The organism is Streptomyces sp. NPDC046831 (genome assembly GCF_040645305.1).
GTDB lineage: Bacteria > Actinomycetota > Actinomycetes > Streptomycetales > Streptomycetaceae > Streptomyces.
The window spans coordinates 41,344-58,790 of the sequence record NZ_JBEYXZ010000025.1; the positions used below are offsets into that span (position 1 = coordinate 41,344).

General features: G+C 73.7%; 15 protein-coding genes. 7 read left to right on the forward strand and 8 right to left on the reverse strand.

The window, feature by feature from the left end:
- The first annotated feature begins 196 nt into the window (after positions 1–196).
- Positions 197–502 carry a 4a-hydroxytetrahydrobiopterin dehydratase gene (locus ABZ920_RS21145; RefSeq protein WP_361507022.1) on the forward strand — a complete coding sequence of 102 codons (306 nt, stop codon included), beginning with the start codon at positions 197–199 and terminating at the stop codon, positions 500–502.
- Between the two features lie 77 nt (positions 503–579).
- A complete protein-coding gene (locus ABZ920_RS21150) occupies positions 580–1,329 on the forward strand; it encodes a class I SAM-dependent methyltransferase (RefSeq protein WP_361507174.1) in 750 nt (249 codons plus the stop codon).
- A 142-nt stretch (positions 1,330–1,471) separates the two neighbouring features.
- On the opposite strand, the gene ABZ920_RS21155 is transcribed toward ABZ920_RS21150, so the two are convergent.
- Complete coding sequence (locus ABZ920_RS21155) at positions 1,472–1,882, reverse strand: (2Fe-2S) ferredoxin domain-containing protein (protein WP_361507025.1); 411 nt, start codon at positions 1,880–1,882, stop codon at positions 1,472–1,474.
- Positions 1,879–3,855, reverse strand: coding sequence for a heavy metal translocating P-type ATPase (locus ABZ920_RS21160; protein WP_361507028.1), 1,977 nt, complete (start codon positions 3,853–3,855; stop codon positions 1,879–1,881). The genes ABZ920_RS21155 and ABZ920_RS21160 overlap by 4 nt, the downstream gene beginning before the upstream one ends.
- 94 nt (positions 3,856–3,949) lie before the next feature.
- Here ABZ920_RS21160 and ABZ920_RS21165 point away from each other — a divergent pair, with 94 nt between their 5' ends.
- Positions 3,950–4,342 (forward strand): metalloregulator ArsR/SmtB family transcription factor, encoded by a 393-nt coding sequence (locus tag ABZ920_RS21165; RefSeq protein WP_361507031.1) that lies wholly within the window; start codon positions 3,950–3,952, stop codon positions 4,340–4,342.
- Between the two features lie 313 nt (positions 4,343–4,655).
- Here ABZ920_RS21165 and ABZ920_RS21170 read toward each other — a convergent pair whose 3' ends face one another.
- Together ABZ920_RS21170 and ABZ920_RS21175 are read right to left on the reverse strand one after the other, a co-directional pair.
- The gene (locus ABZ920_RS21170; protein WP_361507034.1) at positions 4,656–4,811 is read right to left on the reverse strand and encodes a DUF6131 family protein; all 156 of its coding nucleotides are present in this window, start codon (positions 4,809–4,811) and stop codon (positions 4,656–4,658) included.
- A 267-nt stretch (positions 4,812–5,078) separates the two neighbouring features.
- Positions 5,079–7,772 carry a SpoIIE family protein phosphatase gene (locus ABZ920_RS21175; protein WP_361507037.1) on the reverse strand — a complete coding sequence of 898 codons (2,694 nt, stop codon included), beginning with the start codon at positions 7,770–7,772 and terminating at the stop codon, positions 5,079–5,081.
- Between the two features lie 258 nt (positions 7,773–8,030).
- Here ABZ920_RS21175 and ABZ920_RS21180 point away from each other — a divergent pair, with 258 nt between their 5' ends.
- Positions 8,031–8,954: a methyltransferase domain-containing protein gene (locus ABZ920_RS21180; RefSeq protein WP_361507040.1), complete on the forward strand. Its 924-nt coding sequence runs from the start codon at positions 8,031–8,033 to the stop codon at positions 8,952–8,954.
- Between the two features lie 141 nt (positions 8,955–9,095).
- Here ABZ920_RS21180 and ABZ920_RS21185 read toward each other — a convergent pair whose 3' ends face one another.
- From ABZ920_RS21185 to ABZ920_RS21195, 3 genes are all read right to left on the reverse strand, one after another.
- Positions 9,096–9,932: an aldo/keto reductase gene (locus ABZ920_RS21185; protein WP_361507043.1), complete on the reverse strand. Its 837-nt coding sequence runs from the start codon at positions 9,930–9,932 to the stop codon at positions 9,096–9,098.
- A gap of 233 nt (positions 9,933–10,165) precedes the next feature.
- The gene (locus ABZ920_RS21190; RefSeq protein ID WP_361507046.1) at positions 10,166–11,992 is read right to left on the reverse strand and encodes an AMP-dependent synthetase/ligase; all 1,827 of its coding nucleotides are present in this window, start codon (positions 11,990–11,992) and stop codon (positions 10,166–10,168) included.
- 374 nt (positions 11,993–12,366) lie between these two features.
- A complete protein-coding gene (locus tag ABZ920_RS21195) occupies positions 12,367–13,230 on the reverse strand; it encodes a LysR substrate-binding domain-containing protein (protein WP_361507049.1) in 864 nt (287 codons plus the stop codon).
- Positions 13,231–13,451: 221 nt separating this feature from the next.
- On the opposite strand from ABZ920_RS21195, the gene ABZ920_RS21200 reads away from it, so the two are divergent.
- Positions 13,452–14,495, forward strand: coding sequence for a bile acid:sodium symporter family protein (locus tag ABZ920_RS21200; RefSeq protein WP_361507052.1), 1,044 nt, complete (start codon positions 13,452–13,454; stop codon positions 14,493–14,495).
- A gap of 256 nt (positions 14,496–14,751) precedes the next feature.
- Here ABZ920_RS21200 and fdhD read toward each other — a convergent pair whose 3' ends face one another.
- Positions 14,752–15,600 carry a formate dehydrogenase accessory sulfurtransferase FdhD gene (gene fdhD, locus ABZ920_RS21205; RefSeq protein ID WP_361507055.1) on the reverse strand — a complete coding sequence of 283 codons (849 nt, stop codon included), beginning with the start codon at positions 15,598–15,600 and terminating at the stop codon, positions 14,752–14,754.
- A gap of 362 nt (positions 15,601–15,962) precedes the next feature.
- Between fdhD and ABZ920_RS21210 the strand changes: the two genes are divergently transcribed.
- Positions 15,963–17,294: an OFA family MFS transporter gene (locus ABZ920_RS21210; RefSeq protein WP_361507058.1), complete on the forward strand. Its 1,332-nt coding sequence runs from the start codon at positions 15,963–15,965 to the stop codon at positions 17,292–17,294.
- Positions 17,263–17,397, forward strand: a complete 135-nt coding sequence (locus ABZ920_RS21215) for a hypothetical protein (protein ID WP_361507061.1) — start codon at positions 17,263–17,265, stop codon at positions 17,395–17,397. The genes ABZ920_RS21210 and ABZ920_RS21215 overlap by 32 nt, the downstream gene beginning before the upstream one ends.
- Positions 17,398–17,447: the final 50 nt, after the last annotated feature.

The window sequence follows — 17,447 nt, forward strand, 5'->3', positions numbered from 1 at the left end:
TGGCGACGGAACGACGGGGCGGGCCGGCACCGGTGCCCGCGCCCGCGCGCAACGGTGCCGCCCGGTCCACGCGCCGGGCGCCGCCGCACGCCCGAACGCCCGCCCCCGCACCCCGGGCAGTCCCCCTGACCAGGGACGCGGCGGCCGTCCTGTGGCAGGCTGAACACGAGCGCGCCACCAGGAAGGGACCGATCCCATGCCCGTCGAACCGTTGTCGCAGCAGCAGATCGAGGAGCGGCTGGCCGACCTGCCGGGCTGGTCCGTCGACGGCGACCGCCTCACCCGTTCGTACCGGCTGCCCTCGCACTTCGCCGCGACGGCGATGGTCGTGCACATCTCCCAGGTCCAGGAGGAACTCGACCACCACTCCGACCTGACCCTCGGCTACCACAGCGTCTCCCTCAGCGTGAACACGCACTGCGCCGGGGGCGCGATCACCGAGAAGGACTTCGCACTCGCCCGCAGGGTGAGCGACCTGGCACCGGGGCACGGGGCGAGCTGAACCGCGGCGGCGGAGGGGCCGTCGCGCCGGAGCACGCGCGAAGGGCAGCAGCCGTGCCGATCACGCAGGGGGGAGCCGTGCTGGACTACGAGAAGGAAGCCGAGCACTACGACGCCGCACGGGGCGGCGAGCCCAGGGCGGAGGCCGCCGCACGGGCCGTCCTCGGCCTCCTGCCGCCTGGGGCCGCCGGCCTGCTCGACGTCGGCTGCGGCACCGGCATCGTGACCCGGCGACTGGCCGCCGCCCGCCCCGGTCTGCGGGTGACCGGCGCCGACCGGGCACCGGCGATGGCCCGGCAGGCCGCCGCCCGCCTGCCCGGCGCCGTCGTCCTCGCCGACGCCCGCCGGCTGCCCTTCCCCGACGGCCGCTTCGACGCCGTCACCAGCGTGTGGCTGCTGCACCTCGCGCCCGGCCCCGGGGACGCGGAGGCCATGGTCGCCGAGTGCGCCCGGGTGCTCAGGCCCGGCGGCGTGTACGTCACCACCGTCGACAAGGCCGCCGCGCACAACGTGGGCAGCGACATCGACGCCGTGCTCGCCTCCCGGCCGCGCAGTCCGGTCCGGGACGCCGCCGCGGCCGTCACCGGGTACGCCGCCGCGCACGGCCTGGTCCCGGCCGGCCGGGCCAGCTTCCCGGGCCGCGGCCAGGGCCGCAGTCCCCGCAGCACCGTCGCCGACCTCAGGCGCGGCTGGTTCGTCACCCTGCCGCCCGGCGGGCCGCTCGCCGAGGACTACGCCGTCAGACTGGCGGCCCTGCCCGACCAGGACCGACCCCGCCCCGACCCGGTCTTCACCGTGCGGGCCTACCGCAAACGCGCGGACACCTGAGGAGCGCCGTGAGCCGCAGGCGGGAGCCGGCCGGCCTGAGCCGCTGTCCGGGAGCCCGGCAGTCAGGCGCACCGACGGGGAGGCCGCCGTGTCGACCGGCCGGCGGACGAGCGTGTGCCGACAGGTGCGGCGGGCGCGGGGGTCATGCGTCGTCGTGGAGCTCGGCCTGGACTCGGCGGGAGGGGCGGAAGGTGTAGAGGCCGAGGATGTCGGGCGGGTCGCTGAGGCCGGGGCCGCCGTCCTTGATCCAGGTGGTGATGTCGGTGGTGGCGTCGGGGTCGTTGACGAGGCCGAGCCAGACGGGGCGGCCGCCGTTCCTGCGGCCTTCGGCGGAGGGCTGGACGACGACGACATTGGCGCGCTCGCAGGCGTCCAGGCAGTCGGTGACGCGTACGGTCGCCGTGCCGTCGAGGGCCTGGCGCAGGGTCCGTAGCTGGGCGGTGTGGTCGAGGCCGGGAACCTTCGGGGTACCGCAGCAGCAGCCGCGGCAGACGGTGACGGTGGGCCGTGCGGCCCCCGGGGCGGGCGCGGCGCGGCGGGTACGTTTGGTCACGCGGTGTCCTCGGTGAGCCGGGGCCAGGCGGACTCGCGCAGCAGGCGCAGGCCGTTGAGGCCGACGATGACGGTGGAGCCCTCGTGGCCGGCGACGCCGAGGGGCAGGGGCAGGGTGCCGATCAGGTCCCAGGCGACCAGGACCGCGATGAACGCCCCGGCGATGGCCAGGTTCTGGACGACGAAGCGGCGTGCGGTGCGGGAGAGCTGCAGGATCGAGGGGATGGTGGCCAGTTCGTCGCGGACGACGACGGCGTCGGCGGTCTCCAGGGCGAGGTCGGAGCCGGCCCGGCCCATCGCGATCCCGGAGTGCGCGGCGGCCAGGGCGGGGGCGTCGTTGACGCCGTCGCCCACGACCAGCACCCGGTGCCCTCGGGCCTCCCGCTCCTTGACGGCGGCGACCTTGTCCTGGGGCAGCAGTCCGGCGCGGACGTCGGTGATGCCGACCTCCGCGGCCAGGTGCCTGGCGGCCCGTTCGTTGTCGCCGGTCAGCAGGATCGGGGCGCGGCCGGTCAGACGGGTGAGGGCGGCGACGGTGGCCGCCGCGTCCGGCCGCACCCGGTCCGCGATGCCCAGCACGCCGACCGGCGCCTGGTCGCGCAGGACGACGACCGCGGTCCGTCCGGCCTCCTCCAGCTCGGCCACCACCGCCTGGTGCGGCTGGGGGCCGGCACCGTCCAGCAGTCGGGCGGGGGCGCCGACCGTGACGGTGTCGCCGTCGACGGTGGCGGTGACGCCCCGTCCGGGGGCGGAGCTGAAGTCCTCGGCGCCGGTCAGGGGCAGGCCGCGTTCGCGGGCGGCGGCGACCACGGCCCGGGCGAGCGGGTGCTCACTGGGGTGCTCGGCGGAGGCCGCCAGAGCCAGGAGCGAATCCTCCTCCAGGCCGCTGCCGGGCAGGGGGCACAGGTCGGTGACGTGGGGGGCGCCCTCGGTGAGGGTGCCGGTCTTGTCCAGGGCGACGGTGTCGATCTGGGCGAGGCGTTCCATGACGACGGCGGACTTGGCGAGCACGCCGCGACGGCCGGCGTTGGCGATGGCGGACAGCAGCGGCGGCATCGTGGACAGGACGACCGCGCACGGCGAGGCCACGATCATGAACGTCATCGCCCGCAGCAGCGCCGAGGAGAGGGTGTCGCCGAAGGCGAGTGGGATCGCGAAGACGGCGAGGGACGCGAGGACCATGCCGATCGAGTAGCGCTGCTCGATCTTCTCGATGAACAACTGGGTGGGGGCCTTGGTCTCGGAGGCTTCCTCGACCATCTTCACGATGCGGGCGATCACCGAGTCCGACGGGTCGCGCTCGACCCGCACGCGCAGGGCACCGGTTCCGTTGACGGTGCCGGCGAACACCTCGTCGCCCGCCTGCCTGGCCACCGGAAGCGGCTCGCCGGTGATCGTGGCCTGGTCCACCTCGCCGGCCCCGTCGAGGATCCGGCCGTCCGCGCCGACCCGCTCGCCCGGCCGGACCAGGATCGTGTCCCCGACCGCCAGCTTCTCGGTGCCCACCGTCTCCTCGGTGCCGTCCGGCAGGAGCCGGGTGGCGGTGGCGGGGGCGAGGTCGAGCAGGCCGCGCACGGAGTCGGCGGTGCGGGCGGTGGCGACGGCTTCCAGGGCGCCGGAGGTGGCGAAGATGACGATCAGCAGCGCGCCGTCGAGGACCTGGCCGATCGCGGCGGCCCCCAGGGCGGCGACGACCATCAGCAGGTCCACGTCCAGCGTCCTGTCCTTGAGGGCCTTCATGCCTTCCCAGCCCGGCTCCCAGCCGCCGGTGACGTACGTGGCGGCGAACAGGGTGCCCCACAGCCACGCCGGGCCGTCCATCAGGTGGACCGGCAGCGCCAGCAGGAACAGCACCAGCGCCGCGAGCGCCCAGCGGGCCTCGGGCAGCCGGAGCAGGCGGGTGCGGCGCCGGGGCGGCACCGGACGCGCGGCGCCGGCCGGCGGCGCGGACCGCTGATCCAGGACAGAGGACATGGCAGAACAACCCTTCACGGGCAGGACGGGGCTACACCTCCACCGTACAGGAACATGTGAACAGCTCTTCAGATGTCATCGGTATGATGGGAGCATGGGCCACGGACGCGACACCACGACCAACAGCGCCAGCACCCGCGAACGCCTCGACGCGGTCGGCACCGCGGACGTCGCCGCCACCCTCCAGGCCCTCGCCACACCCTCCCGGCTCTACATCCTGGCCCGTCTCCAGGAAGGTCCCAGCGCGGTCGGGGAGCTCGCCGAGGCCGTCGGCATGGAAGCCTCGGCCTGCTCCCACCAGCTCCGGCTCCTGCGCAACCTCGGCCTGGTCACCGGCGAACGGCGAGGCCGCTCCATCGTCTACTCGCTCTACGACAACCACGTCGCCGAGCTCCTCGACCAGGCTCTCTACCACGTCGAGCACCTGCGCCTGGGGCTGCACGACACCCCGGCCGGTACGGCTGCCCCGGCCGCCGCCGGGCGCTGAACGGAAGCCGCCGGCCCGGCTTCACCCCTGTCCGGGTCCTCGTCCAGCTCGGCAGCGTCCGGGTCGCGCGGCGGGCGCGCGGCACCGGCGGCCGCTGTACCGGCGGTGAAGCCGTAGAGGCCGATGGTCCACGTGCCGACCACGGCCCTCCAGCTCACGGGACTCAGGCCCGTGCCCCGCACACCAGGCGGAAGGCCGCGAACTGCCGCGGGTCACGCGGAAGGGCGCGGGCCGCCACCGGCACGATGCGGCGGCCGCGCGGACGGTGTCCGTCGGCCCGGGACCGGGCCGCGGAGACGCACCCGTCTGACGGTCACCAGTAGTGGCGGCGCCCGGCGACCGCGTGCCCCAGGGAGCCCAGGAGCCACAGGACGGCGCCGATCACGGCGAGGATGACGCCGATGGTCCACAGGATGGAGATTCCGGTGACGAGACCCAGGACGAGCAGGATGATGCCGAGGATGATCACGGCGGCCTCCCGGTGAGAGTCGTGCTCCTCTCACTGTGCGCTCGAAGCGGTCACTTGTCGCTCCGACCGAGCCGCACCGGGAGGCGCGCCCCCGGCGTGTCCGGCGGGTCGGCAAGGGAAGAAGCGCCACGACGGCCTCTCGGACGGGCCGCGGACAGCCGGGCCGGCGCATCCGGGCGGCGACGCCGGCGGCACCCGCGGTGGTGAGGCCGCCGGCACCCGCGGCGGCGGTCCGGCGCACCCCGCCGCACGTCGCCGTCGCCGTGCTCACAGCGCGGGATCGCCGAACTGTTCGAGGAGGACGTCGACCGGCAACTGGCTCATGGGACCGGACGCGCCGTCGTGCACGAGCTGCTCGGCCCAGATCACCTTGCCGTGGGACGTGTACCGCGTCCCCCACCGCTCGGCGAACTGCGCCACGAGGAACAGTCCCCGGCCGCCCTCGTCCGTGTTCGCCGCACGCCGCAGCCGCGGCGAGGTGCTGCTGCCGTCCGACACCTCGCAGATCAGGCAGTGCCCGTACAGCAGGCGCACCGTCACCGGTGGCGATCCGTACCTGATCGCGTTCGTGACCAGCTCGCTGAGGATGAGTTCCGTGGTGGTGGCCTCCTCCTCCAGTCCCCACCCCTCCAGCACCTTGCGGCACTCGGCCCGCGCGGAGGGCACCGCCGCCGTGTCCGGGGGCACGGCCCACTCGGCCACGCACGAGGGCGGAACCCGCCGGGCGCGCGCCGTCAGCAGGGCGATGTCGTCGCAGAGGCGGGCCGGCTTCAGCTCGTCGATCACCGCCTGGCACGTCTCCTCCGCGGTGCGCTCCTCCGTGCAGGCCAGTGCCCGGCTGAGCCTGTCCAGCCCGTCGTCGATGTCGCGGCCGGCCTGCTTGACCAGACCGTCGGTGAACAGGACCAGCTGGGAGCCCTCCGGCAGGTGCAGCTCGGCCGTCTCGATGGGGTAGCTGCCCAGGCCGAGCGGAGGCGAGGCCGGCACCTCGGGGCGGGTGACGGTCCCGTCCGGGTTCACCACCATGGGGCAGGGATGCCCCGCGCGGGCCATCGTGCAGATCCCCGTCACCGGATCGTAGATCGCGTACAGACACGTCGCACCGGTCACCCACTCCGCCTGCTGACCGTCCGGGGCGCTGCCGTCCCTCTTCTCGTTGTCCAGGCGGACGACCAGGTCGTCCAGGTTCCCGAGCACCTCGTCCACGGGGAGGTCGAGGGTGGAGAAGTTGTGCACCGCGGTGCGCAGCCGCCCCATCGTCGCCGCCGCGTGCAGCCCGTGACCGACGACGTCGCCCATCACCAGCGCCACGCGCGAGCCCGGCATCGGGATGACGTCGAACCAGTCCCCGCCCACCCCCGCCTCCGACGGCAGGTACCGCCAGGCCACCTCCAGCGCGTCCTGCTCCGGCTGCCCCCGCGGCAGCAGGCTGCGCTGCAGCGTCACCGTCATGGCGTGCTCGCGGGTGAACCTCCGGGCGTTGTCGAGGGCCACCGCGGCCCGCGCGGCCAGCTCCTCCGCGAAGGCCACGTCCTCCGGCTCGAACGCGGGGGAGCGGTCCGTGCGGTAGAAGTGCGCCAGGCCCAGAGGCACGCCGCGGGCCCGCAGCGGCACGGTCACCAGCGAGCGCAGTCCGAGGTCCAGGGCCCTGCGGGCGCGCTCGGGATCCTGTTCGCGCCAGGCGCGGGCCTGCCGCAGGTCCGCCTCCAGCACTCCCCGGCCCTCCCGCAGCGCCCGCATCTGCGGGGTGTCCGGTGAGAACGTGATCACCTGGCCCTCGGGGTACAGCGGCAGCGTCCGCCGGTCACCGGCGACCGCCGTACGTCGCAGATGCCGCCATCCCTCCGCCGTCGGCTCCCACCCCCGCGTCACCGCGTCCACCAGGTCCACCATGACGACGTCGGCGAACCGGGGCGCCGCCACTTCGGCGAGCTCCCGGGCCGTACGCTCCACGTCCAGCGTCGTCCCTATCCGCACGCCCGCCTCGTACAGCAGCTTCAGCTGCCCCAGGGCCACCTCGGCCCGCCCCGAGACCGTCGCCAGCTCCGTGGTGTCACGCAGCGTCACCACGCTGCCCGCGTGGTCCGCGTCCGGGAAGGTGGGCCGCTTGTTCACCGCCAGCAGCCGGTCCTGCGCGAGGACGACCTCGTCGGTGACCGCGTCGCAGGACATGAGCAGTCGCGTCATCCGCTCGGGGAGTCCCAGCTCCGCCACGTGCCGCCCCTGCGCGTCCTCGGGCAGCCCCAGCAGGCGCCTGGCCTCGTCGTTGGCGAGCAGCAGCCGGCCGTCCTCGCCGGTGATCAGCACCCCTTCCCGCACCGCGTGCAGCACGGCGTCGTGGTGCTCGTACAGCCGTGCCAGCTCCAGCGGGGCCAGGCCGCGCGTCTGCCGCAGCAGCCGCCGGGCCACCAGGGTCGTCCCCGTCGCGGCCACCCCCAGCGCGGCCACGCCGGCGGCGAAGATGATCGGCAGCTGCGGCGTCCACAGCATGGCCACGTTCCTGACGGTGATCCCGGCGGAGACCAGGCCGACGACGGAGCCGCGCGCATCGGTCACCGGGACCACCGCCTGCACCGCCGTCCCGTCGCCCGTGGGCAGGGGCGGCCCGCCCGCCTGCTCGACGACGGTACGGCCCTGCAGGGCGGGTCCGATGGTGCCGACGAACTTCTTCCCGATCTCCTGCGGGTAGGGATAGGTGTAGCGAATCCCCTTCGTGTTCATGACGACTATGAAGTCGACGCCCGCCTTCTTCCGCGCCTCCTCCGCCCGCGGCTGCAGTACCGCGGTCGGGTCCGGGCTGCGCAGGGCCGCGCTCACGCCGGGGGCGGCGGCGAAGGACTGGGCGGCCACGACCGACGCGCGGCGCCCCTCCCTGAGGGCGTCCCGCGACGCCTGCAGGACGACGGCCGCCGTGGCGGCCAGGACGACCAGCACCACGACCGCGATCTGGAGAAGGAACACCTGCCCGGCCGTACTGTGCGGGCTGAGTAGGGCAAGGCGCCGGCCGCGTGCGCCGTCGGCGGACGGGGAGGACGAAGGGGTCCGAGACGGGCCGGAGGATTCCCTCATACACCTACATAACACCGCGGAACGAGCTCCGGTCGACTCGCCCGCCGCCCCGCCGGCCCCGTCCTCGTTTTGCCGTCCCGGCAACGCGAGTGGCCCTCGCGCGGTGCCTCGGCGCACCCTGACCGCACACCCGACGAGAGGCTGACGACCATGGCACACGACGCCCACGACAACCCGTCCTCCGGCCACGGGCACCAGGACCAGGGCCCCGGCCACGGGCACCACCACACCGACCTGGACTGGGCCGATTTCGCCTCCGAGCTGCAGACACAGGCGGAGCTGTACACGCCGCTGTACGCCGGGGCCATGGCCTGGCTGGCCGAGGAGATGCCGGCCGCGCCGGGGCTCGTCGTCGACGCGGGCAGCGGACCCGGTGTCGTGTCGTGCCTGTTCGCCGAGACGTTCCCGGGCGCCCGGGTCGTCGCCGTCGACGGCTCCGAGCCGCTGCTGGAGCGGGCCCGCGCCCGGGCCGCCCGCCAGGGCCTCGCCGGCCGCTTCGGCACGGTCGCCGGTGAACTGCCCGGCGCGCTCGATCAGTTGGACCGTCCGGCCGATCTGGTGTGGGCGAGCCGTAGCCTGCACCACCTCGGCGACCAGAAGGCCGCGCTGGCCGCGTTCGCCGCCCACCTGGCGCCCGGCGGCACCCTGGCCCTGCTGGAGGGCGGGCTGACCGCGCGGTTCCTGCCCCGCGACATCGGCATCGGCCGCCCGGGCCTGCAGGCACGGCTCGACGCGGTGCAGGAGGAGTGGTTCGCGCGGATGCGGGCCGACCTGCCCGGAGCCGTCGCCGAGACCGAGGACTGGCCCGCGCTGCTGACGGCGGCCGGCCTGAAGCACACCGGCACCCGCAGCTTCCTGCTGGACCTGCCCGCCCCGGCGTCCGACCGGGCGCGCGCGTACCTGGTCGCCCATCTGACCCGGACCCGCGACCTCTGCGGCGAGGCTTTGGACGCCGGAGACCGCGCCACCCTCGACCGTCTCCTCGACCCGGACGACCCGGCGGGCCTCAGGCACCGGCCGGACGTGTTCCTCCTGGCGGCGCACACCGTGTACACGGCCGTCCGCGCGGCCTGAGCCGCACCGGGCCCGGAGGACCGGTGGCCGGGCCCGGCGCGGCACGCCGTCCGGGCCGCCGGACCGGGCCCGCGCCCGGACGCGCGCGTGCCCCCCGCACCACCGGACGGCGGTGCGGGGCACGTCGTGGCAGCAGGCCCCTCAGACCACGTCGAACGTGGCCGGGTCCGGGCCGAGCCGCCGGTCCTCGTCCAGGGCGCTGATCGCGGCGAGGTCCTCGTCGTCCAGGCTGAAGTCGAACACCTCGATGTTCTCCTTGATCCGGGACGGCGTCACCGACTTCGGGATGACGACGTTGCCGAGCTGGATGTGCCAGCGCAGCACGACCTGGGCCGGGGTGCGCTCGTGCTTCTGCGCGATCGCCACGATCGCGGGGACCTCCAGCAGGCCCTTGCCCTGGCCGAGCGGCGACCAGGCCTCCGTGGCGATGCCCCGCTCCGCGTGGAACTCGCGGGCCGCCTGCTGCTGCAGGTGCGGGTGCAGCTCGATCTGGTTGACGGCCGGCACGACCTCCGTCTCGGAGACGAGGCGCTCCAGGTGCTCCGGGAGGAAGTTGGAGACGCCGATGGCCCGGGCCCGGCCGTCGGCGAGGATCTTCTCGAACGCCTTGTACGTCTCGACGAAGGCGCCCTTGGACGGCAGCGGCCAGTGGATCAGGTAGAGGTCCACGTAGTCCAGGCCGAGCTTGTCCAGGGACGTGTCGAAGGCGCGCAGGGTGGAGTCGTACCCCTGGTCGCTGTTCCAGAGCTTGGTGGTGACGAAGAGTTCCTCGCGCGGGACGCCCGAGGCGGCGACGGCCTTGCCGGTGCCCTCTTCGTTGCCGTAGATCGCCGCTGTGTCGATGCTGCGGTACCCGGCCTCCAACGCGGCGGCGACGGCCCGCTCCGCCTCGTCGTCCGGCACCTGCCAGACGCCGAAGCCCAGCTGGGGCATCTCGACGCCGTTGTTGAGGATGATCGGGGGGACCTTGCTGCTCACGAGCTCTTGATCCTTCGGTTGTCGTCAGGTGGTACTGACATGGTCAACGATCACGCACGGCGATGCATTCCTGACCTGCCGATCCGCCCGGAGTCGGCCGGTGGGCCGGCCTGCGCGGGGCAGGATTGGCCGGAAAGCGATCCCGTACGGTCGGCCGGAAGGCCGGCCGGTGCCTTGGCGGCGGCAGGCCGCCGGGCGGTGCACCCGGCGGCTCAGGGGGGCGGGTACCCGCTTCAGGCCCGGTACAGCGCCTCGACCTCGCTGGCGTAGGCGTTCTCGATCGCCTTGCGCTTCAGCTTCAGCGACGGGGTGAGCAGACCGTGCTCCTCGGTGAACGGCTGGGCGAGGATGCGGAAGGTCCGGATGGACTCGGCCTGCGAGACCAGCGTGTTGGCCGCGACCACCGCCCGCCGCACCTCCATCTCCAGATCGGCGTCGCGCACCAGTTCCGCGGGGGACATCCGCGGCTTGCGGCGCATCGCGAGCCAGTGCTCGACGGCCTCCTGGTCCAGCGTGATCAGCGCGGCGACATAGGGGCGGTCGTTGCCCACGACGATGCACTGCGCGACGAGCGGATGGTCGCGGACGCGTTCCTCCAGCGGGCCCGGCGAGACGCTCTTGCCGCCGGAGGTCACCAGGATCTCCTTCTTGCGGCCGGTGATGGTGAGGTAGCCGTCCTCGTCCAGGGAGCCCAGGTCCCCGGTGGCCAGCCAGCCGTCGTGCAGGGTCCCGTCGGTGGCCTTCTGGTTGCTGAGGTAGCCCTGGAAGACGTTGCCGCCGCGCAGCCACACCTCGCCGTCGTCGGCGATGTGCACGGTGACGCCCGGGATGGGCGGTCCGACGGTGCCGTAGCGGGTGCGCTCGGGCGGGTTGGCGGTGGCGGCCGCGGTGGACTCGGTCAGGCCGTAGCCCTCGTAGATCTGCACGCCGGCGCCCGCGAAGAACAGGCCGAGGCGGCGGTCCATCGCCGATCCGCCGGACATCGCGTTCCGTATGCGGCCGCCCATCGCCGCGCGCATCTTCGCGTACACGAGCTTGTCGAAGAACTGGTGCTGCATCCGAAGGCCCGCCGACGGACCGGGGCCGATGCCCCAGGCCTTGGCCTCCACCGCGTCCGCGTACTTCACGGCGACGTCGACGGCCTTCTCGAAGGGGCCCGCCCTGCCGTCCTTCTCCGCCTTGCGCCGGGCGGCGTCGAACACCTTCTCGAAGATGTACGGCACGGCGAGGATGAACGTCGGCCGGAACGCCTGGAGGTCGGGCAGCAGGGCGGCGGCGTTCAGCTGCGGCTGGTGGCCGAGGCGGACCTTGCCGCGGATCGCGGCGACCTCCACCATCCGCCCGAAGACGTGCGCCAGCGGCAGGAACAGCAGGGTCGACGCCTCGTCGCCCTGCTTGGTGTGGAACACCGGCTCCCACCGCTCCATGACGGTGTCGGCCTCGAACATGAAGTTGCCGTGCGTCAGGACGCACCCCTTGGGGCGGCCGGTGGTGCCCGAGGTGTAGATGACCGTGGCGATCGACTCGGGGGTGACCGCCTCCCGGTGCCGGTGCACCGTCGCGTCGTCGATATGCACGCCCGCGTCGTACAACTCCCGCACGGCGCCCGCGTCCAGCTGCCACAGCCGGCGCAGCCGCGGCAGCCGGTCGATGACGGTGGCGATCGTCATCGCGTGGTCCTCGTGCTCGACGACGGCCGCCGACACCTCCGCGTCGTACAGCATCCAGAAGCACTGCTCGGCCGACGAGGTGGGATACACCGGCACGACCTGGGCGCCGATCGTCCACAGCGCGAAGTCGAACAGCGTCCACTCGTACCGGGTGCGGGACATGATGGCGACCCGGTCGCCGAAGCGGACGCCCTGGGCGAGCAGTCCCTTGGCCAGTGCCAGCACCTCGTCGCGGAACTCGGCCGCGGTCACGTCGCGCCACCGTCCGCTCTCGTCCTTGCGGCCCAGGGCGATGCGCAGCGGGTCCTCCTCGGCATGCCGGTGGACCATGTCGGCCAGTCCGCCCACCGGGGGTGCCGACGTCGCCGGAGGACTGGTGAACTCGCGCAAACCCGCTCCCGCTCCTTTGTGACGCGTCGCACAGCGCCGTGAAAGCTACCCCACCGTGCGGTGGAGCGGCAGGGGGCCGAAAGCGCGTGACTGCTCACATATGTGCAGGTCAACGCCGGAAAATGCGCTCACATGGGGAAGGGTCGGGCCAAATTCCTCACGTTGGCGCAAGTTCCGGGGCCGTAATCTCCACCGAATCGCTACGATCCGATCACGGCCGCCCGCCGCGCGCACCGGTGCGCGCCGGTGCCCGTCCCAGCGTTCGCGCACCGCGATGCGTCACCCCGTCCGGCGGGGGCGCGGACGCCGGGCCGGGAAGAACGCCGGCGCCCCACCCCGGCCGGCGCGGGGCAAGGCGCTGCCCGGACGGCCGCTCAGCGCCGGTGCAGCCGGTCACCGCCCGCCAGGATCGCCGCCGCCAGGGCGTCCGCCGCGTCCTGGGCGGAGGGCCGCCGCCGGCCGTGCACCAGGACGAAGTCCACCTGCCCCAGCTCCGGAAGTCCCACCCGGTCGGGCACCCGCACCAGACCCGGCGGGATCAGCCCGCGCGAGTGCGCCATCACCCCGAGACCCGCCCGCGCCGCCGCGATCAGCCCGTTGAGGCTGCCGCTGGTGCACACGATGCGCCACGGCCGCCCCTGCCGCTGCAGCGCCTCGAAGGCCAGCGCACGGGAGATGCCGGGCGGCGGGTAGACGATCAGCGGCACCGGGCGGTCCGGGTCCAGGCGCAGCCGCTCCGCGCCGATCCACACCAGCCGGTCGTGCCACACCAGCTGACCCCGCGGGTCCTCCGGACGGCGCTTGGCGAGCACCAGGTCGAGCTTGCCGGCGGCGAGCTGCTCGTGCAGCGTGCCCGACAGCTCCACCGTCAGCTCCAGGTCGACCTCGGGGTGCTCGTAGCGGAAGGCCTCGAGGATCTCCGGCAGCCGGGTCAGGACGAAGTCCTCCGACGCGCCGAACCGCAGCCGGCCGCGGACCCGGGTGCCCGTGAAGAACGCCGCCGCCTGCTCGTGCACCTCCAGGATCCGGCGCGCGAAGCCGAGCATCGCCTCGCCGTCCTCGGTCAGCGCCACGGAGTGGGTGTCCCGCGAGAACAGCGGACGCCCGACGGCGTCCTCCAGGCGGCGCACGTGCTGGCTCACGGTCGACTGGCGCACCCCGAGCCGCCGCGCGGCCCGTGTGAAGCTGAGGGTCTGCGCCACCGCGAGGAAGGTGCGCAGCTGGGCGGGGTCGTACACGGCTTCAGGCTATCGCCGGACGGGAGTGGCCATCACCGTTCGTGATGACAGTCAGAACGGTATGACGGATTCCCGATCGCCGGTGGCTGGAGCAGGATGAAGAGGGGACCCGCTGGTCCCGCATCGGTGGAATCCCTCGTTCCGTGCCGTGCGGGACACCCGGCCCCCGCACGTCCCGGGACCCCGGTCCCACCGCTGAGAGCACGAGCAAGTGGAGCACCGTGAAACGCCTGCGCCGGCCGAGTCGGCTGCCGATCGACCCCTACCTCGCGCTGCTGATCGGGACGGTCGGCATCGCGGCGCTCCTCCCGGCCCGGGGCACGGCCTCCCACGTGGTCTCCGGCGCCTCCACCGCCGCGATCGCCTTCCTCTTCTTCCTCTACGGCGCCCGGCTGTCCACCCGTGAGGCCCTGGACGGCTTCCGCCACTGGAGGCTGCACGTCACCGTCCTGGCCTGCACCTTCGTGATCTTCCCGCTGCTCGGTCTCGCCGCCTGCGGCCTCGTCCCCGTGCTGCTGTCCCAGCCGCTCTACCAGGGCCTGCTCTTCCTCACCCTGGCGCCGTCGACCATCCAGTCGTCGATCGCCTTCACCTCGATCGCCCGCGGCAACGTGCCCGCCGCGATCTGCGCCGGCTCCTTCTCCTCGCTGGTCGGCATCGTCGTGACCCCGCTGCTGGCGGCGGGACTGCTCGGCAGCGGCGGCGGCGGCTTCTCGGCCCACTCGCTGGTGACGATCGTGCTGCAGCTGCTCGTGCCGTTCGCCGCCGGGCAGGTGCTGCGGCCGTGGATCGGCGGCTTCGTCGCCCGGCACAGGAAGGTGCTCGGGCTCGTCGACCGGGGCTCGATCCTGCTCGTCGTCTACACCGCGTTCAGCGAGGGCGTGGTACGCGGCATCTGGCACCGGGTCAGCCCGCTGCGGCTCGGCGAACTGCTCCTCGTCGAGGCGATGCTGCTCGCCGTGATGCTCACCCTGACCTGGTACGGAGCCCGAGCGCTGGGCTTCGGCCGGGGGGACCGGATCGCCATCCAGTTCGCCGGCTCGAAGAAGTCCCTCGCCTCGGGCCTGCCCATGGCGAGCGTCCTGTTCGGGGCCCACGCCTCGCTCGCCGTACTGCCGCTGATGCTGTTCCACCAGATGCAGCTCATGGTCTGCGCGGTGATCGCCAAACGCCGCGCGCGGGACGTCGTGGAGGATCCCGCCGCGTCCGCGCCCCCGGCCGCGGAGTCGTCTGCGGCGGCCGGGACGGGGCCGCGCCGAGGCTGAGCGCCGGCGGGCCCGCGCCCGGCGGCCTCGGCACGCCAGTCCTCCCCGAGGCTCCGGGCGACCGCTTCAGGCCGTGTGCGGCCAGGGCCTCGGCGACGAGGGCGCGGCCTCGGGCCGCGGCCCGGCCCAGGATCCAGCTGGGCAGGGAGCGGATCGCGGCGACGGGGAGCGTGCAGGTCGTCCATGGCGCGCCGGCGCTCAGCGTCCCCGTCCCCGCACCGCCCGCCGGCCAGGCCCCGCCGCCCGCGGGAACCGGTCAGCCCTGGGCCGCCGCCGTCCGCAGGGCGACGCGCTCCTCGCCCGCGTACACGTTCATGGAGCTGCCCCTGAGGAAGCCCACCAGGGTCAGGCCCGTCTCCGCGGCCAGGTCCACCGCGAGGGAGGAGGGCGCCGACACCGCCGCGAGGACCGGGATGCCGGCCATCACCGCCTTCTGCGCCAGCTCGAACGAGGCCCGCCCCGACACCAGCAGCACGGTCCGGGACAGCGGCAGGGCGCCGTCCTGCAGGGCCCGGCCGACCAGCTTGTCGACCGCGTTGTGCCGGCCCACGTCCTCCCGGACGTCCAGGAGCTCGCCGTCCTCGCCGAACAGCGCCGCCGCGTGCAGCCCGCCGGTCCGGTCGAAGACCCGCTGGGCCGCGCGCAGCCGGTCCGGGAGAGCCGCGAGCAGCTCGGGGTCCACCCGGACCGGGGGAGTGTCGGCGATCGGCCAGCGCGCCGTCGTCCGCACCGCGTCCAGGCTCGCCTTGCCGCACAGGCCGCAGGAGGACGTCGTGTAGACGTTGCGCTCCAGCGTGATGTCGGGGAGGGCCACGTCCGGCGCGGTCTTCACGTCGACCACGTTGTAGGTGTTCCGGCCGTCGGCCGTCGCCCCCGCGCAGTAGACGATGTTCTGCAGGTCGGACGCGGCACCGAGGACCCCCTCGCTGACCAGGAAGCCCGCCGCGAGCGCGAAGTCGTCGCCCGGGGTCCGCATGGTGATCGCCAGGGGTCTGCCGTTCAGCCGGATCTCCAGGGGTTCCTCGGCGACGAGCGTGTCCGGCCGGGTGGAGACCGCCCCGTCGCGGATCCGGATCACCTTGCGTCGTTCCGTGACTCGTCCCATGTCCTGATCAGCCCCGGTTCTGTAGGTGCTGGCAGCCGAATCGGCCCTTGCGGTGCGGAGGTTGCCGAGGGTCACCGGGCCGTCGTGCCCGGAGGTGACCTCGACGATCTCATTCTCCGGTACGGGGAGAACGAGGGTGCGGCCCCCTCCGCGGTGGGCGCGGACCGTGCTGGTCCGCGTCCGGGCCGACCCGTCCCAGGTACCCGCCGCGCGCGAGTCGAACGGTGGCGGGCGCGCGCAGGCCGTACACCGGGAGGCGAACCGTCCGCCGGCGACCGCTCGTCGCATGGTGCGTACCGTTCACCGCACACGGCCGACCCGCACCTTCCCCCTCCTGCCCCCGGTTCCTACCGTCCGGGATCATGAGTCCCCCGGTCGCACCCCCGGGATGGAGCCGCTGGCTGGTGCCGCCCGCCGCCCTCTCCGTCCACCTCGCCATCGGTCAGGCCTACGCCTGGAGCGTGTTCAAACCACCCCTCGAAGCCGCGCTCGGCCTCGACGGCACCCGGAGCGCGCTGCCCTTCCAGCTCGCCATCGTGATGCTCGGCCTGTCGGCCGCGTTCGGCGGCACCGTGGTCGAGCGCAACGGCCCCCGCTGGGCCATGACCGTCGCCCTCGTCTGCTTCTCCTCGGGCTTCCTCGTCTCCGCGCTCGGCGCGCAGACCCGGCAGTACTGGCTGATCGTCCTCGGCTACGGCGTCATCGGCGGGATCGGCCTCGGCATCGGCTACATCTCCCCGGTCTCCACCCTGATCAAGTGGTTCCCGGACCGGCCGGGCACGGCCACCGGCATCGCCATCATGGGCTTCGGCGGCGGCGCGCTCATCGCCTCGCCCTGGTCGGCGCAGATGCTGCAGTCCTTCGGCACCGGCCACTCCGGGATCGCGCTGGCCTTCCTCGTGCACGGGCTGTCGTACGCGGTCTTCATGTCGCTCGGCGTCCTGCTGATCCGCGTGCCGCGGGCCGGGGAGCGCGCCGCGGCCGATCCGGGCGCCGCGACGGGCGTGCGGGTCTCGGCCCGCAGCGCCGTGCGCACCCCGCAGTTCTGGTGCCTGTGGCTCGTGCTGTGCACCAACGTCACCGCCGGCATCGGCATCCTGGAGAAGGCCGCGCCGATGATCACGGACTTCTTCGCGGACACCTCCTCACCGGTCACGGCCACGGCCGCGGCGGGCTTCGTCGCGCTGCTGTCGGCGGCCAACATGGCCGGCCGCATCGGCTGGTCGTCGGCGTCCGACGTGATCGGCCGCAAGAACGTCTACCGCGTCTACCTGGGTGTCGGCGCGCTGATGTACCTGGTGATCGCCCTGTTCGGCGACACGTCCACCCCGCTGTTCGTGCTGTGCGCGCTCGTGGTGCTGTCCTTCTACGGCGGCGGCTTCGCCACCGTCCCCGCCTATCTGAAGGACCTCTTCGGCACCTACCAGGTCGGCGCCATCCACGGCCGGCTGCTCACCGCCTGGTCGACGGCGGGCGTCCTCGGGCCGCTCATCGTCAACTGGATCGCCGACCACCAGGAGGCCGCCGGCAGGCGCGGCCCCTCCCTGTACGGACTGTCGTTCGCCATCATGATCGGGCTGCTCGCCGTGGGCTTCGCCGCCAACGAACTGATCCGGCCCGTCCATCCCCGCCACCACGTACCCGAACCGAGGAAGGACGCCGATGTCGCACGACAGCAGCCCGAGTCCGCCTGAGCGCCGGCCGCTGGTCGCCTTCGCCTGGCTGTGGGTCGGGGCACCCCTCGCCTACGGACTGTACGAGCTCGTCCGCAAGGCGGCGCAGTTGTTCACCGGGTAGGTACTCGGGCGTCCGAGTGTCTGACCGAAGCCGACAAGCCGGACGGGAGA

Coding starts and splice junctions, on each gene's coding strand:
- ABZ920_RS21160 (WP_361507028.1), bottom strand. CDS start 3,855: ATGTCCTCTGTCCTGGATCAGCGGTCCGCGCCGCCGGCCGGCGCCGCG.
- ABZ920_RS21215 (WP_361507061.1), top strand. CDS start 17,263: ATGTCGCACGACAGCAGCCCGAGTCCGCCTGAGCGCCGGCCGCTGGTC.
- ABZ920_RS21165 (WP_361507031.1), top strand. CDS start 3,950: ATGGGCCACGGACGCGACACCACGACCAACAGCGCCAGCACCCGCGAA.
- ABZ920_RS21210 (WP_361507058.1), top strand. CDS start 15,963: ATGAGTCCCCCGGTCGCACCCCCGGGATGGAGCCGCTGGCTGGTGCCG.
- ABZ920_RS21180 (WP_361507040.1), top strand. CDS start 8,031: ATGGCACACGACGCCCACGACAACCCGTCCTCCGGCCACGGGCACCAG.
- ABZ920_RS21145 (WP_361507022.1), top strand. CDS start 197: ATGCCCGTCGAACCGTTGTCGCAGCAGCAGATCGAGGAGCGGCTGGCC.
- fdhD (WP_361507055.1), bottom strand. CDS start 15,600: ATGGGACGAGTCACGGAACGACGCAAGGTGATCCGGATCCGCGACGGG.